The 14,749-nt window shown below is 36.1% G+C and carries 15 protein-coding genes, 1 tRNA gene and 1 pseudogene; 6 read left to right on the top strand and 11 right to left on the bottom strand.

All coding sequences use genetic code 11. The annotated features are described in order from the left end of the window. Positions 1-16: 16 nt before the first annotated feature. The 5 genes from THC_RS05845 to THC_RS05865 form a co-directional block, all read right to left on the bottom strand. Positions 17-90 (bottom strand) — tRNA-Pro (locus THC_RS05845). 359 nt (positions 91-449) lie between these two features. After that, a complete protein-coding gene (locus THC_RS05855) occupies positions 450-851 on the bottom strand; it encodes a putative toxin-antitoxin system toxin component, PIN family (RefSeq protein ID WP_068514676.1) in 402 nt (133 codons plus the stop codon). Beyond that, positions 848-1,066, bottom strand: coding sequence for a ribbon-helix-helix protein, CopG family (locus tag THC_RS05860; RefSeq protein ID WP_068514678.1), 219 nt, complete (start codon positions 1,064-1,066; stop codon positions 848-850). Before THC_RS05860 ends, THC_RS05855 begins: the two co-directional genes overlap by 4 nt. 33 nt (positions 1,067-1,099) lie before the next feature. Continuing rightward, positions 1,100-1,273: a hypothetical protein gene (locus tag THC_RS09415; RefSeq protein ID WP_153303648.1), complete on the bottom strand. Its 174-nt coding sequence runs from the start codon at positions 1,271-1,273 to the stop codon at positions 1,100-1,102. A gap of 30 nt (positions 1,274-1,303) precedes the next feature. Then, positions 1,304-1,570 carry a hypothetical protein gene (locus THC_RS05865; protein ID WP_148638831.1) on the bottom strand — a complete coding sequence of 89 codons (267 nt, stop codon included), beginning with the start codon at positions 1,568-1,570 and terminating at the stop codon, positions 1,304-1,306. A 935-nt stretch (positions 1,571-2,505) separates the two neighbouring features. Here THC_RS05865 and THC_RS05870 point away from each other — a divergent pair. The 6 genes from THC_RS05870 (at position 2,506) to THC_RS05895 (ending at position 7,128) form a co-directional block, all read left to right on the top strand. Beyond that, positions 2,506-3,906, top strand: a complete 1,401-nt coding sequence (locus THC_RS05870) for an alginate export family protein (RefSeq protein WP_068514684.1) — start codon at positions 2,506-2,508, stop codon at positions 3,904-3,906. Positions 3,907-4,008: 102 nt separating this feature from the next. After that, entirely contained in the window at positions 4,009-4,329 is a 321-nt protein-coding gene (gene cutA, locus THC_RS05875) for a divalent-cation tolerance protein CutA (RefSeq protein WP_068514687.1), read from the top strand. A gap of 12 nt (positions 4,330-4,341) precedes the next feature. Further along, positions 4,342-5,121: an imidazole glycerol phosphate synthase subunit HisF gene (gene hisF, locus THC_RS05880; protein ID WP_068514690.1), complete on the top strand. Its 780-nt coding sequence runs from the start codon at positions 4,342-4,344 to the stop codon at positions 5,119-5,121. After that, positions 5,121-5,552, top strand: coding sequence for a nucleotidyltransferase substrate binding protein (locus tag THC_RS05885; RefSeq protein WP_068516676.1), 432 nt, complete (start codon positions 5,121-5,123; stop codon positions 5,550-5,552). The genes hisF and THC_RS05885 overlap by 1 nt, the downstream gene beginning before the upstream one ends. Continuing rightward, positions 5,549-5,866 (top strand): nucleotidyltransferase domain-containing protein, encoded by a 318-nt coding sequence (locus THC_RS05890; RefSeq protein WP_068514693.1) that lies wholly within the window; start codon positions 5,549-5,551, stop codon positions 5,864-5,866. The genes THC_RS05885 and THC_RS05890 overlap by 4 nt, the downstream gene beginning before the upstream one ends. A 101-nt stretch (positions 5,867-5,967) precedes the next feature. After that, positions 5,968-7,128, top strand: a complete 1,161-nt coding sequence (locus tag THC_RS05895) for an ATP-binding protein (RefSeq protein WP_068514697.1) — start codon at positions 5,968-5,970, stop codon at positions 7,126-7,128. Positions 7,129-7,286: 158 nt separating this feature from the next. Here the strand turns inward: THC_RS05895 and THC_RS05900 are convergent, their stop codons facing one another. The 6 genes and pseudogenes from THC_RS05900 to THC_RS05920 form a co-directional block, all read right to left on the bottom strand. Next, entirely contained in the window at positions 7,287-8,585 is a 1,299-nt protein-coding gene (locus THC_RS05900; protein WP_068514701.1) for an ATP-binding protein, read from the bottom strand. Between the two features lie 347 nt (positions 8,586-8,932). Beyond that, positions 8,933-9,094: pseudogene (locus tag THC_RS09780) on the bottom strand (hypothetical protein); the annotation flags it as partial. 18 nt (positions 9,095-9,112) lie between these two features. Continuing rightward, the gene (locus tag THC_RS05905; protein ID WP_082706333.1) at positions 9,113-10,297 is read right to left on the bottom strand and encodes a glycosyltransferase family 4 protein; all 1,185 of its coding nucleotides are present in this window, start codon (positions 10,295-10,297) and stop codon (positions 9,113-9,115) included. Beyond that, complete coding sequence (gene asnB / locus THC_RS05910) at positions 10,263-12,170, bottom strand: asparagine synthase (glutamine-hydrolyzing) (RefSeq protein WP_068514705.1); 1,908 nt, start codon at positions 12,168-12,170, stop codon at positions 10,263-10,265. Before asnB ends, THC_RS05905 begins: the two co-directional genes overlap by 35 nt. Positions 12,171-12,246: 76 nt before the next feature. Beyond that, positions 12,247-13,554, bottom strand: a complete 1,308-nt coding sequence (locus THC_RS05915; RefSeq protein ID WP_068514708.1) for a nucleotide sugar dehydrogenase — start codon at positions 13,552-13,554, stop codon at positions 12,247-12,249. Further along, positions 13,547-14,749 (bottom strand): glycosyltransferase, encoded by a 1,203-nt coding sequence (locus THC_RS05920; protein ID WP_068514710.1) that lies wholly within the window; start codon positions 14,747-14,749, stop codon positions 13,547-13,549. Before THC_RS05920 ends, THC_RS05915 begins: the two co-directional genes overlap by 8 nt.

Consider the following 14,749-nt stretch of genomic DNA (forward strand, 5'->3'; position numbering starts at 1 on the left):
TTGGCAATAAAAAAAATCGGGACGGGCGGATTTGAACCGCCGACCCCCCACACCCCAAGCGGGTGCGCTTCCAGGCTGCGCTACGTCCCGATTAGAAAATCAAATAACAAATCTATAATAAATAATTTTTGGCAGTTGTCAAGTAGATGTATGCGTCCATATCTTTTGAGACTCTATAGGTTCTTTTCTTTGGGCGTAACACAAATCCTCAAATAAGTCTTCTTCCCAATACCATATAAAACTCTCCTCTAATGTCCTATTAAATCTCTCCACATACCCATTCCCCTTCGGAAAGAGGAGCTTTTTTACCCCACTTCCTTTTTCTTGTAAGGATCTGAACTTATGCAAAAATGATCTGAATTTATGCATTTATTGCGCATTTTGTTAAATCTAAAAATCTCTCCCCTTGAGCTACTTACTTTTATTGGTAATCTTCTAAATTAAACTTTTTAATCCTCAAAAAAACTCTCAAATTCACGCGGGGAGACAATTTTAATATCCTTATATCTTTTCATTTTCAATAATTCTCTATCACCACTCACCAAATAATCTGCTTTTGCTGAAAGAGCACATGACAAAATACGGTCATCATCCCCATCCACACAAATACCCCTCACAACTTCAACAGAATTGATAATTTTAGAAACTTCCAAAATTAAATCTACTGCTTCCCTAATTAATTCCAGGGGAGCTTTGACTTTCTGCTTAAGTACTCTCTCAAATTCGTCAAGAATTTCAGGACAAACATACAATTGAAAATCCCCTTTACGGGCTCGAATAAGCAATCCTGCACATAGACCTTCGGTAAGAAAAGCAGATACAAAAACATTCGTATCAAAAACAACTCTCATGAAATAGATTTAAAGACATCTTCTTCACTTACAAAACCAGCTTTCTTAGCAAATGGTCTAAATTCTTTTTTTAAATATTTAAACTTCATTTCCCAAATATAAAGGCTGAGAGACTCCCTTATAATGTCGCTTTTACTGCGTCCGCTTACCTTTGAAAGTTCATCAAGTGATTTTGATAACTTTTCAGGGAGACTAATTGATAAAATACTTCTCATTTTTAAACCTCCAACTACAATTTAATACAACTATCACTTAATGTCAATATCAACTAAAACATCTTTCTCATTCAGAAAATATTCAGGTGTTTCAATAAAAAACTTTCTTGTATATACGCACCTGCTTTCTATATCTACTAACTGTCTAAATCTTATCTTAATACTTTTAAGTCTTTGAAATTTTGTTCCTTCTTTATCCTGCCACATAGTTCAAAATTAAACCAGGTATGCCAAGAATTAGAGTAAAACCACCATAAACCACCCACTAAAAAATTGAAAGCGCTTCTCCAGGGCCTCAAAACGCTTGTCCATCTCCCTCTGTAAAGCTTCAAAACGCTCATCCATCACCTCAAAGCGTTTCTCCACAAATTCCCTTAAAGCCTTAAGCTCTTCCTCTACCCTCACCACCCTCTCTATCAATGATAACTCCTTCAATTTTGCCTCATTCACCCTTATGAACTCCATAATCTTCTCACCCAAAATCTCCGATGCAACCCTCTCCACCAAATCCTATATCGCCTGCTCTGATACCCCCTGTAATCCTAAACCAGCCATTTTTCTACCTCCTGCTTATTCCCCTCTACCTCTTTTCTTTACCTCCCTATAACCTTAACTCAAACTTCCATATAATCAAAAAAGTGCAGATGGTCACCATTCAAAACTTTGAACAACTAAAATACCCTCTTCCTCTGCCGTCTTTAAGGCCCTTGGCCTTGCAAAATGGGTATTGCCTGCTCAATTTTAATAGAATCTTTATAAAAAGGTTTCTTAATGAAGGCTCAAGCGCATCCAAAGCCTGCATTATCTCTGCTGAATATATACCCATAATTAAAATACTAATCCTCTTTTAATCATTTGTCAAATTTCGTATAAGTCCATATCTTTTGAGACTCAATAGTATTTTTTCCTTAGGCGTAACACAAATTAAATCTCTCCACACACCTATTCCCCCTTAAGAAAGAAAGGATAAAAAATCTGCAAAATCTTTCCTTAAGTAGGGGTTTAAAATTTTAGACCCCTTGAATTTTTTTGTGGGTCTGTTGTAGAACAGACATTCTTGTCTGTGTTTCTTTCATACATGGGAGTGTAATTTACCTCCACAGGCAAGATTGCCTGTGTTACTTTCAGACTTGTATTACCTCTCTTGTATAGATATCTAATTCCTCTTTTAGCACCTTTCCTTTTTTTTGTAAGGATCTGAACTTATGCAGTTAGATGTATGTGCCCATATCTTTCCTGCCTGCGCAGGCAAATAAGACTTAATGAGAAATTTTTGCTACCTTTTTTGCCCTTCCCATTTCTTGGAAGAAGGTGAACTTACACAAAAAAACCCTTTTAATTTAATGATGTGAACTTATGCATTTTAGAACCCCCTTGTTTTTTTAAAAAAACTTGGTATATGAAAACCTAATGACCATTTTTCATAGGAGGAGGTGGAAATGAAGAGAGCTATTCTTACAGGTATTACAGGCCTTACTTTACTTTCTGGGGCCTCATCCCTTTTAGCCATTGATCATCAAATTGGAGCTCATTTAAGGTTTAGATACGAAAACTGGGACAATCTGATCACCCTGGGCACAAACACTGCGGTAAATTCTTTTAAGGACCGTTCTTTTTTTAGACTAAGGGCTATGCTCTGGGATGATATTAAATTTAATAATCAAACAAGCCTTCGCATCAGATTAAATACAGAACCAAAATATCAAATGGGCCCCTATTATCACATGTTGAAAGACAATGTAGATCGCAGAAAATTTGACCAGGATGAAGTAGTTATTGATAATCTCTATCTTGACATAAAGAGACCCTTTAATCTTCCCCTTGACTTAAGGATTGGTAGGCAGGATTTTCTTGGCCCGGATACCTACGGAGAGGGCTTTCTTATTCTTGATGGAACCCCAGGAGATGGCTCAAGAACCTTTTATTTCAATGCCCTAAGAGCAAGGCTTTTCCTGAGTAATAAAGATTCCATTGATTTTGTGGTCCTAAAGCAAAAGGAAAGAGATGTCTATCTTCCAAGTCTTCACCCTTCCTATGATGATGGAAATGGTAAAAATTATATCTACCACAAAAAAAGGCTTACGGCCTCAAATGAATTTGCCTTCTTTACTTATGGAAGATTTAAACCCTGTCCAGAGCTACAACTTGAACCTTACTATATTTACAAAAAAGAAGAAAACTCTACAACATCTTCATATGCCATACCAGCAAGCTATCTCCATAACATTGGTTTAAGAGGGGTTTACAGTTTTACCAAAGATCTCAGAGTAAGAGCTGAACTTGTTCGCCAGTTTGGAGAGTATTCAAATGGCACAGATAGAAGGGCCTGGGGTGGTTATGCCTTTTTGGAGAAGGCCTTCCCCAATTGCCCTGCCAAACCCACAGTGGAAATTGGTTATGTCTATCTCTCAGGAGATGATCGCCATTCCAAAAAAGATGAGGCCTTTAATCCCCTCTTTTCAAGAAATCCCAACTGGAACGAACTAATTATTTACACATATCTTCTTGAAAACATCAATAAAAGTGGAGCCATCGCTGGATACTGGACAAATCTTAAAATGCCAATGATAAGAGTTAAAGCCTCTCCTATAAAGGATTTAACTCTCCAGTTAAGTTATCAAAAACTTTATGCAGATGAAAAAACAAAAAATTTACCTACCTTTATGTTTTCCAATAAAGGCACTGATAGAGGGGATCTTTATTTGGGCATAGTCAATTATAAATTCACTAAGTCCCTTGATGGTATGCTTCAGTATGAAATTTTTGACCCAGATGATTTTTATTCCAAGGAAGCCAAAACCGCACACTTCTTTAGAGCCCAGATCCAGTATAAGTATTAACTCTCTTACATCTTGTTTTTACCTCAAAAAAGATTAAGATTTTTACAATCTCTGAGTTTTTCCAAAAATAATTAAAAAGATTTTACATAAAAGGGGGGCGAGATGGAGAAAATAGTTTTTCTATATGTAACTACCTTTTCGCCTGAGGAAGCAGAAAAAATTGGAAAAATTCTTCTGGAAAAGCGGCTTTGTGCCTGTGTAAATATCTATCCAGGGGTTAGATCCCATTACTGGTGGAAGGGAAAAATTGATTCCTCAGAAGAGGCTATTATGATGGTGAAAACTCGGGAATCCCTTATTTCAGAAGCAGAAAGAGTTATCAAAGAAAATCATAGTTACACCTGTCCTTGTATTGCCAAAATACCTGTAGAAATTATCTTTAAGCCCTTTGAGGAATGGCTATTAAAAGAAACGGAGGGATAGAACGGAGGAAAAATGCTTAGCAAGCGGATAGTTGTCTGTCTTGATGTGAAGGAGGGAAAAACCACAAAAGGGGTAAAATTCAAGGATAATATTGAGGTTGGAGATCCTGTTGAGATGGCTGAAAAATACTATCTTGATGGGGCAGATGAGATTGTTTTTTATGATATTACTGCCAGTGCGGAGCATCGCCCTATTATGATTGATGTGGTGAGAAGAACAGCTGAGCGTATTTTTATCCCCTTTTCTGTGGGAGGAGGCATTCGCACCGTGGAGGATATGCGCGAGGTTCTTCTTGCAGGGGCAGAAAAGGTCTCGGTGAACACTGCAGCCGTTCTCAATCCCAGGCTTATTTATGAGGGGGCTAAAGCCTTTGGATCCCAGTGCATTGTTCTTGGAATGGATGTAAAAAAAGTAGAAAGATCAGCCAAAATTCCTTCAGGGTATGAGGTTTGGATTAAAGGTGGAAGACAGCCCATGGGGATTGATGCGCTGTGGTGGGCAAAGGAGGCAGAAAACCTCGGGGCAGGAGAGATTGTGCTTAACTCTATTGATGCCGATGGAACAAAGGAAGGCTACGAGCTAACCATTACGGAGATGATTGCCACCGCTGTAAAGATTCCTGTTGTTGCCTCAGGTGGAGCAGGCCATCCCGAACACCTTTATGAGGTGCTTACCAGAGCCAAAGCTGATGCAGCCCTCATTGCTTCAATGGTGCATTATGGAATATATACTATAAAAGAAATCAAAGATTATTTAGCCCAAAGAGGGGTAAAAGTTCGCCTTAAATGGTAATGAAAAAGGTAAATCAGGACATAAGATGGAAGCAGAGGTTTTCCAATTTTAAAAAGGCCTTAAAACAACTTGAAGAGGCCATAGAGCTTTCCCATCAAAGAGACCTTTCCCCTCTTGAAAAACAGGGAGTAATAAAGGCTTTTGAATACACTTATGAGCTTTCCTGGAATCTCATAAGAGACTATCTTATCTATCAGGGGCTTTATGAAATAAGAGGGTCAAGAGATGCCCTAAAATTGGGATTCAAATACGGGCTTATTGAAGATGCTGAGGTCTGGCTTCAGATGATTTCAGCAAGAAATCTAAGCTCACACACTTATAATGAAGAAACTGCTGAAGAAATTTTAAAAAAAATCCTTCAAAACTTCTATTTTGAATTTAAAAAACTTCTTCAAAAATTTGAAGAACTTGCTGAGAAAGAAAGGGTATGAATTTTGGCCTTTCCAAGGAAAAACTCTCAAAGATAATCAAGGTCTTCTCCAGGTATCCTGAAATTGAAAGGGCCATCCTTTATGGTTCAAGAGCCAAGGGCACCCATCAAAAGGGCTCAGATATAGACATAGCCATCATAGCCCCTAAAATGGATTTTTCCAGATACTTAAAACTTCTTTCTGAACTTGAAGAACTTGACCTTCTTGAAAAAATTGATTTAACCAAATACGAACTCCTTGCCCCAGATCTCAAAGCCCATATTGAAAGAGTAGGAAAAGTTATTTACCCTCAAAACCCATCAACTTGTGATTAAACCCATCAAAATAGTTCTTTCATAGAACTTTTATTTTAATTTTTAGTTCTGAAACAGAACTAAATCTTGAAAAATTTTTGAAAAAGTTCTATAATAGAACTATGAATCTAGAAAAGCTTATTTCCCATTTAGAGGAAACTCATGCTAAGCTCAAGCTATCTCTTCCCCATAGATTGCGCCCTTATTATAAAAATCTTAATCTTGAAAATATAAGAGGAGCCCTTATCTACGGTCAAAGAGGTGTAGGTAAAACTACATTTCTTCTTTCTATTTCCCGAGAAAAGCCTTTCCTATATTTTTCTGCGGATCATCCTTTTTTATTAACTTTTCCCCTTTATGAAGTTGTGCAAAAGATCTTTTCCCATGGATATGAAGGAGTTATTATTGATGAAGTTCACTATGCCAAGGACTGGAGTTTACATCTTAAGGCTTTATATGATGACTATCCCCATCACTATATTTGGGCAAGTGGTAGCAGTAGTCTTCTTTTAAAAATGGGGGTTGCTGACCTTTCAAGAAGATTTGTTCAGACAAGGCTACCTCTTCTTTCTTTTAGAGATTACATCTATCTAACCTCTGAGATTTTTGTTCCCCCTGTTGAGTTTTTTAATTTCCAAAAAGATCATTTAGAACTTGTGAGAAAAGTAAATATTTTAAAGTTTTTCAGAGAATATATTTCTTCTGGGACAAGGCCTATTTTTGTTGAAGGTGAATATTGCAAACGCATTCAGGGAATTATTGAAAAGAGTATTTTTTACGATATTCCCTCTCTTATGCCTCAGCTTCAAAGTAATTATCTAAGACTTATGTATGCAGTTTTTGGGTATTTAATTGGCTCACCAGTTCCTACTATTAATATTACCAAGCTTTGCAATAGCTGGCATATTGGAAAAGAAAAGCTCTACCATCTTTTAAGCCTTTTAGAGGCTCTTGAACTTTTTAAAATAGTAAGAAAAAAAGGCGATAAAAGTGTTTTATCTAAGGGAGCTAAAATGTTTATTAATGACCCCTCGGTATATCACTGTTACAGAGGAGAGCCTGGATCTGCCCGGGAGGCCTTTGTGGTATATAGTCTCTCTGAAAAATATGAAGTCTTTGCAAGCTCGAAGGAAGGTGAGTATGACTATATGGTAAATAATATAAAACTTGAGGTAGGAGGAAGAAAAAAAGAACACAAAGGAGCAGACTTTGTGATCTCAGATGACCTTGAAATTCCAGTTAAAAATAGGATTCCTCTGTGGCTTCTTGGAATGCTTTGGTGAGGTATTAAATCTTTCTTTTGAAAAGATTGGCTCTTTATTATCGTGAAACTTCTGAACCCCCCTCCTTAGGATCCTAAAAAAGATTAATTCTTATGAAGAAAACTAACGGCCTGGAACAGATACACTGGACTATTCCTGCATTGATGATAAAATGTATATTAATTTACTGATTTTTTAAGTAACCACTTATATGCGGGAACTACTGTAAAAGTATACCCGTTAACATTTAGAACATCTTCTTCATCAAAAGTTATAATTAATCCTTTTTTAAAATTAAATCTTCTACAGCACTCAACAAGCCCCTTTATCTCTCTCTTTTTTACTGCAGGATCACTGAAGTCAAAACAAACCTGTATGGGAAAGCTGTCTTCTAATATAAAATCACACTCTTTCTTTTCTTTATGAAAAAATAAGTTCTTACTTTTTCTATAGAGTTCTCTAAAAATTAAATTTTCAAGAAGGATCCCATAATCCTGCCCTTCAAAGACATTTATTGCTATTAAAATCCCATTATCAATAAAATAAGCCTTTCTATCTGAAAATTCAGAGCGAAGCACTGAATGACTTTTCTTTTTTATCTTTCTTATAAGAAAAGCATTCTCAAGATACTCAAGAAACTCATAAAGAATATTTTTACCTACCTTTAAACCATGAGATTTAATTTCGTTATAGATTTTATTTATTGAAAGTGATTTTGAAACTGTTTCTGCTACCCGCTTTATGAAATACTTAAGCACAAATGTATCTTTGATACTGTATCTTTCAATCAAATCTCTATATATCATAACATCAAAATATTCCTGAAGAATTCTCATTTTTATACTTTCAGGTTGAAAAATTATCTCTGGAAATCCTCCCCAAAGCATATACTCTTTAAATAAATTTATAACTTTTGCCTTGATCTTAGAATCATAAAAATCTTGAGGTAAAGTTATTTTAAATTTTTTAAAACTTAAAAACTCCTTAAAAGACAGAGGTAATATTTTATACTTTAATGTTCTTCCTCTTAAAGAGGTAGCAATTTCATCACCAAGCATTTTTGAATTCGAGCCTGTGATAAATATATTTTTTGTAATGCTATCATATATCCGCCGTATAAATTTTTCCCATCCATTAACATTCTGAATTTCATCAAAAAAGAAAAAGGCTTTTGAGAGGTCTATTTCTGGATACAATTCTCTATATGCCTGAAGGATTAAGTCTAATTCCTCTGTTGTCAGATCAAGACGCTCGTCTTCAAAATTTATATATAAGATGTTTTCTTTATTTGATGTCGATTCAACGATTGTGCTAATTAGTTGATAAAGAAAATAAGTTTTTCCGCTTCGCCTCGGTCCAATTATTGAAATAATCTTTCCTGAGGCAATTGGAACTTCTACATCTCTTTTCACCAGAGAGGGTATCTCACTTGCGTGAAATTCTCTGATAATAGTTTTAAGGATTTCTTTCTTTTTCATAAAGAAATTTTAACATAAAATTTTCTCTCTTACAAGGAAATATATGACTCCAGGTCTTTTGAGACTTAAATAGTAAGGGTTTAAAATTTAATACCCCTTGAATTTTTTTGTGGGTCTGTTGTAGCACAGACATTCTTGTATGTGTTTCTTTCATACCTTGAAGTGTAATTTACCTCCACAGGCAAGATTGCCTGTGTTACTTTTACAGACTTGTAAAGCCTCCCTTGTATAGATATCTAATTCCTCTTTTTACCACCCTTCCTTTTTTCTTGTAAGGATCTGAACTTATGCAGGAAATAATATGTCAATATCTTTTGAACCTCCCCTCTCCCCTCGCCTCTCGTCTCTCACCTCTCACCTTTCACCCCCTCCCCTCTCATATACTTATCCTCAAATCTTACAATATCATCTTCCTCCAGGTATTCACCCACTTGAACCTCTATAATCTCTAAGGGGATCTTTCCTGGGTTAAGAAGTCTATGCTTTGTTGTCTTTGGAACAAAGATGCTTAAAATTTTATAAAAAAATTACAAAATCTTTTTAATTAAACTTAAATACTTTTCTATGACTATCTCCTCACTAAACCTCTCCTCAACAAGCCTTTTTCCTTCTTTTCCCATTTTTAATCTCTCTTCTTGAGAAAGCTCAAGCATTTCAAGCATAGCTCTATAAAGACTCTCAATATCTTTTGGTTTAACAAGAAAACCATTTACACCATTCAAACAAACTTCTCTACATCCTGGAGCATCGGTTGTAATAACCGTTTTCCCCATAGCCATAGCCTCAAGAAGACTTTTTGGCAATCCTTCTCTATAAGAAGGCAAAACCATACAATCACAATTACACAAAAAGAGTCTTACATCCCTGGCAAAAGGTAAAACTTGAATAAAGGGAAGTTTCTCAATTTTTTCAAGTTCATCATTTGATATAGATTCAGGATTTCCTTTATCCAATCCGCCGAGAAGCCAGATTTCAAAATCTTTTCTTTTCTGATATAGAAGCTTTCCTGCGGAAACAAGTTCAAGAATTCCTTTATCTCTGAGAAACCTTCCCACAAAAAGAAAGATAAATCTATCTTTTTCTGTCTCCTTACACTGAGAAGGTGAAAAATACTCTGTGTTTACTCCAGATCCGAGAATTTCAGCTACCTTATTTTCTGGAATAACTCCTTTTAACTCTTTTCTGTCCTCTGTATTTTGAAAAACTACAAAATTACTTCCTCTGAAAGAAAGCCAATACAAAAATTTTACCAATTTAGCCAAAGCTCCTCCCCTCACAAAGACATAACCAAGCCCTGTTACCACATTGATATAGGGGATTCCGAGAATTTTTCCGGCAAGCCCCCCATAAATATTGGGTTTAATAGTGTAATTTATCACAAGATCTGGCTTTATTTTTTTAAACAGCCGAATATATTCCCATAGGAGTTTTAAGTCATTAAAAGGGTTCTTACCCTTCCGAGAAAGATTTTTAACCTCAAAATATTTAAACCCTTCCTTCAAAAGCTCATCTGTATACTCATCTTTTGGAGCAATTGCTATCACTTCGTATCCGAGATTTTTAAGTCTTCTCATTAGTCCAAGGCGGAAGTTGTAAAGGGAGAAAGAGGTGTTGGATGAGAAAACAATTTTAAGCCTTTCAACTTTATCTCCCCCTACCATTAGACCATGTCCCATTTCATAGCCATCTTTCTTTCCAAAGTTCAAAAACAAACAAAAGCCAAAGCTTATTATGATTTATTCCTTTTTCCTCAAAATATCCCTTTAGCAACCTCTCAACCTCCAAAGGATTTAAAATCCCCTCTTTTTTTATTCTATCGGGATTTAAATATTCCAAATAAAGACTTTTAAGCTCTGTCTTAAACCACTCATAAACGGGAACCCCAAACCCCATCTTTGGTCTTTCAATAAACTCTTTGGGAACATATTTGTAAAGCACTTTCCTCAATAGGTATTTACTCTTGCCATTCCTGTATTTATACTCCACAGGAAGCCTTAAAGTGAATTCAATTATCTTGTGGTCAAGCAATGGCTCTCTTCCTTCAAGGGCAACAGCCATGGTAGCCCTATCAACCTTAACAAGTATATCATCGGGAAGATAGGTCTTAAGGTCGTAATACATCATGTAAGTTAAGTCATCAACAGGGACATTATCAAGGCAAAAGGTCTGAGTTTCAAGAAAAGAACTAAGACCAAGGTTTGAAAGGTCCTCTTCAAGAAAATATTTATTGGACACATCATATTGGCTCTTTATATCCCTGTGCTTTAAAACATTTCTGAGTTTTATGTATTTATCCCTGAAATTAGTCCACTTTGGAAGCATAAAGGAAAACCTTTTATAAACTCTTAAAGCAAGGTCTGGACTGATTAAGTTTAATGCAAAGGCAAAGGCAGAAAGAAAAGGGATTTTATTAAGTTTTTTTATTCTTCCGCCAACTATTCTATACTGGGTATATCCACAAAATTGCTCATCTCCTCCATCTGCAGAGAGAGAAACCTTGACCTGAGATTTGGCAAGCTTTGAGACAAGATAGGTGGGTATGGCAGAAGAATCTCCAAAAGGCTCATCGTAAATTTCAGGAAGGTTTGGAATTATCTCGTAGGCTTCCTTTGGAGTGCAGTATAGCTCTGTGTGGTCTGTGCTAAGATAGTTGGCTATTCTTCTGGCATACTCTGCCTCGTTGTAATCTTTCTCATAAAAGCCTATGGTGAAGGTCTTTAAAGGCTTCGTGCTTTCCTTTTGCAAAAGGGCGCAGACTGTAGAGCTATCTAATCCACCACTAAGGAAAAGACCAACAGGCACATCGGAAACAAGCCTTAGTTTAAAACTTTCCGTGAGAATACTCTCAAGCTCTTTCGCAAGCTCTTCCTCTGTGCCTTTTAGCTTTTCCTCTTTTAAATAATCCTCAACCTTCCAATAGGCAAACTTTAAGAGCTTGCCCTTATCATCAACTATCAGAAAGTGCCCAGGCTCAAGCTTGTAGGTGTCTTCAAATATGCTATATGGGGAAGTAATATAGCCATATTGAAGAAACAAAGAAAGGGCTAAGGGACTTAACTCTTTTTTAAACTTTGGGTGTTTATGAAAGGCTTTAAGCTCAGAAGCAAACATAAAAAGACCATTTTTATTGTAATAATAAAGAGGTTTTACCCCAATCCTGTCTCTACAAAGTATAAGTTTTTTCTCTTTTTTATCCCAGAGGGCAAAGGCAAACATACCCCTAAAACGATGCACCGCTTCAAAACTCCATCTATGAAAAGCTTTAAGTATTACTTCAGTGTCTGAGTTGGAGAAAAATTTATAGCCCTCTTTTTCAAGCTCCTGCCTTATTTCTCTAAAGTTATAAACTTCCCCATTGTAAGTAATCACAAAATTTTCAAATTCCATAGGCTGGTGTCCTGCGGGAGAGAGGTCAAGAATGGAGAGCCTTCTGTGGGTAAGGGCAAGCCCATAGGAAGGTTCAAGATATACCCCTGCATCATCGGGACCACCATAGGCAAGAGAGTCCCGCATGCTTATGGCAACTTCTTCTAAAGAGTATTCACCCTTATAATTAAAGTCCCAAAATCCTGCTATTCGGCACATTTTCAAAGCTTCCTAAATTACGAATTCGTTACACCCAGTATTTGCAGATCTTAAGCTTCAGAAAAAAACAACTTTTTTATAACCTCCAATATATAAACCCTTTACTTAAAGCTTCTTCCTTATCAAAAACTCCCTTTATATCAAATAAAATAGGTGGGTTACTACTTAAAGACAATAATGTTTCCAGATTAAAAAAGTCTAAAAATATTTTATGTCTAACAGCTAAAATTATAGCATCATAAGGAGCAAATACCTTATAATCCTCAATAAGCTCTATTCCGTATTCTGCCTTAACCTCTTCTTTTCTTGCAAGAGGGTCATATGCAAAAACTGAAATGCCATAATCAGTAAGCTCCTTTATCATATCTACAACTTTGCTATTCCTAACATCTGGAACATTCTCTTTAAAGGTTATTCCAAGAACAAGCACTTTGGCATCTTTAACCTGCTTCCCTGCTTTTATTAATTGTTTCACCACCTGATGGGAAATATATATCGTCATATACTCATTAATTGATCTTCCTGCAAGAATAAGCTCTGGAACATAGCCCAACTCCAAGGATTTGTAAGCAAGATAATAAGGATCAACAGGAATACAATGTCCTCCAACTAAGCCTGGTTCAAATCTAAGAAAATTCCACTTTGTGGAGGCTGTCTCTAAAACCTCCTTAGTGTCTAAGCCGAGCTTGTGAAAAATTAAAGCAAATTCATTCATCAAAGCGATGTTTAGGTCCCTTTGAATATTTTCAATAACCTTCGCCGCTTCAGCAGTCTTTATATCCCTTGCTCTAAAAACCTTTGTTATACTCCCATAAATCCTTTCAAGGAGTTCAGCTGTCTTTTCTGTATCTCCTGCAACAACTTTCACAATCTTATCAATAGTGTGCTCTTTATCTCCTGGATTAACTCTTTCAGGTGAATATCCCACAAAAAAATCCTTTTTCCATTTTAAACCGCTTGCCTGTTCTAAGATAGGAATACAGACTTCTTCCGTAGTTCCAGGATAAACTGTTGACTCATAAACTACAACACTCCCAGGTGTAAGATTTTCTCCAACAAGCTTAGAAGCTGATTTCAAAAAAGACAAATCAGGATTTTTAAGTTTATCTACAGGGGTTGGAACTGCAATAATAATTACTCTACATTCTTTTAATACCGAAGCATCTGAAGATAATTCTAATTTACATTTACTCAGAACCTCTTTAGTAATTTCCCCTGTTGAATCTATCCCTGATTTTAATTCTTCAATGCGCTTTGTATTTATATCAAACCCAACTACTTTGAAAGACTTGGAAAGATAAAAAGCAAGAGGAAGCCCTACATATCCGAGCCCAACTACACAAATTTTCTCTTTCCCTGCTTTTAAGTCGTCAAAATTAATCATTTAAGACCTCCATCCAATCTTCAAGAATTTTTTTTATATCAAACTCCTTAGCTCTTTCAACGGCTCTTTGGGCATAGCCTCTTCTTAATTCCTCATCTTTCAAAAACCTCTTTATCACCTCAACCCACATAAGATCCCTCTCCTCAAAAGGCTCTTTTGCTTCTTTATATTTTACCTCAAAAGGAGGCATAAGCACTCCATAGCTTGCAAACTCAGGCTCTTTGGTCTGCTTTTCAAAGTCTGTCTCTGGTGCAAGAATCTCCCTTGGACCAGACCTGCAATCAGAAGAAATTACAGGCACCCCGCAAGCCATAGCCTCAACAATAACATTACCAAAGCCCTCCCAAAGGCTTGGAAAGACAAAAAGCTCAGACCTTGCTATAAACTTGAATGGATTTTTCTGAAAACCAAGCAAGTAAAGGTCAAAATCCTCAGAAAGCCTGCCTTCGTCCCATACAAAGGTTTTTAGCCCAAGGTTTTGAGAGAGTTTGACAAGATAACCTTTTAGCTCTCCTTCTCCAAGTATTACAAGCTTTAAGTTTGGAAAATCCTCCTTCAAAGCCTTAAAGATTCTAATCAAATACCATTGACCTTTCGGCCTGGTCAGCCTCCCTGCGGTTATTAAAACAGGATTATTAAATATCGGCTCATATTCATTTAATAAGGCTTCCTTTTTCTCCTGTATTTCGTTGAAATAGACTGGATTATAGATTACTTTTATTTTCTCCCCTGGCAATCCATAAAACTTTTCAAGCTCTGCTTTTATAGATTTTGAAACTGTAATAATAAGGTTTGCCTTAGGATAGAGTAGTTTATTAAAAAAATTATAAGGGTGCCACCTTTGCCTTCCATACATTTGCGACGTATGGATAGAAATTATAGATTTATGCTTTGAGAGAAGGGAGGCAATTATATTAACATAATTTGCCCTTTCAAGCATGGAAAGAACAATATCTTGAGCCTTTAACTTTTTTGAAAGTCTTAAAGCATATATAGGTATAAAGAGTGTTTTGTAGATAGAGCTTGTTTTGGTAGTATGATTGGAGAGATGTTCAATTTTTTCTTCTGGAATTTCATACTTCACTTCCTTTTCCAGAAGGGAAATTTTTTTAAAGTTTAAGGCTTTAAACAGATTCACTGCAACCCGTTCTGCACCACCACCCGAAAGAGAATTGAGAAGAAGATATGTATTCAT

Source organism: Caldimicrobium thiodismutans, from assembly GCF_001548275.1.
Taxonomy (GTDB): domain Bacteria; phylum Desulfobacterota; class Thermodesulfobacteria; order Thermodesulfobacteriales; family Thermodesulfobacteriaceae; genus Caldimicrobium; species Caldimicrobium thiodismutans.

Bases quoted from the DNA above. Each gene is read 5' to 3' on its own strand.
- asnB (WP_068514705.1), bottom strand. From the start codon at position 12,170: ATGTGCCGAATAGCAGGATTTTGGGACTTTAATTATAAGGGTGAATAC.
- THC_RS05885 (WP_068516676.1), top strand. From the start codon at position 5,121: ATGAAAAAGGTAAATCAGGACATAAGATGGAAGCAGAGGTTTTCCAAT.
- THC_RS05915 (WP_068514708.1), bottom strand. From the start codon at position 13,554: ATGATTAATTTTGACGACTTAAAAGCAGGGAAAGAGAAAATTTGTGTA.
- THC_RS05870 (WP_068514684.1), top strand. From the start codon at position 2,506: ATGAAGAGAGCTATTCTTACAGGTATTACAGGCCTTACTTTACTTTCT.
- cutA (WP_068514687.1), top strand. From the start codon at position 4,009: ATGGAGAAAATAGTTTTTCTATATGTAACTACCTTTTCGCCTGAGGAA.
- THC_RS05860 (WP_068514678.1), bottom strand. From the start codon at position 1,066: ATGAGAAGTATTTTATCAATTAGTCTCCCTGAAAAGTTATCAAAATCA.
- hisF (WP_068514690.1), top strand. From the start codon at position 4,342: ATGCTTAGCAAGCGGATAGTTGTCTGTCTTGATGTGAAGGAGGGAAAA.
- THC_RS05895 (WP_068514697.1), top strand. From the start codon at position 5,968: ATGAATCTAGAAAAGCTTATTTCCCATTTAGAGGAAACTCATGCTAAG.
- THC_RS05920 (WP_068514710.1), bottom strand. From the start codon at position 14,749: ATGAATACATATCTTCTTCTCAATTCTCTTTCGGGTGGTGGTGCAGAA.
- THC_RS09415 (WP_153303648.1), bottom strand. From the start codon at position 1,273: ATGTGGCAGGATAAAGAAGGAACAAAATTTCAAAGACTTAAAAGTATT.
- THC_RS05855 (WP_068514676.1), bottom strand. From the start codon at position 851: ATGAGAGTTGTTTTTGATACGAATGTTTTTGTATCTGCTTTTCTTACC.
- THC_RS05890 (WP_068514693.1), top strand. From the start codon at position 5,549: ATGAATTTTGGCCTTTCCAAGGAAAAACTCTCAAAGATAATCAAGGTC.
- THC_RS05900 (WP_068514701.1), bottom strand. From the start codon at position 8,585: ATGAAAAAGAAAGAAATCCTTAAAACTATTATCAGAGAATTTCACGCA.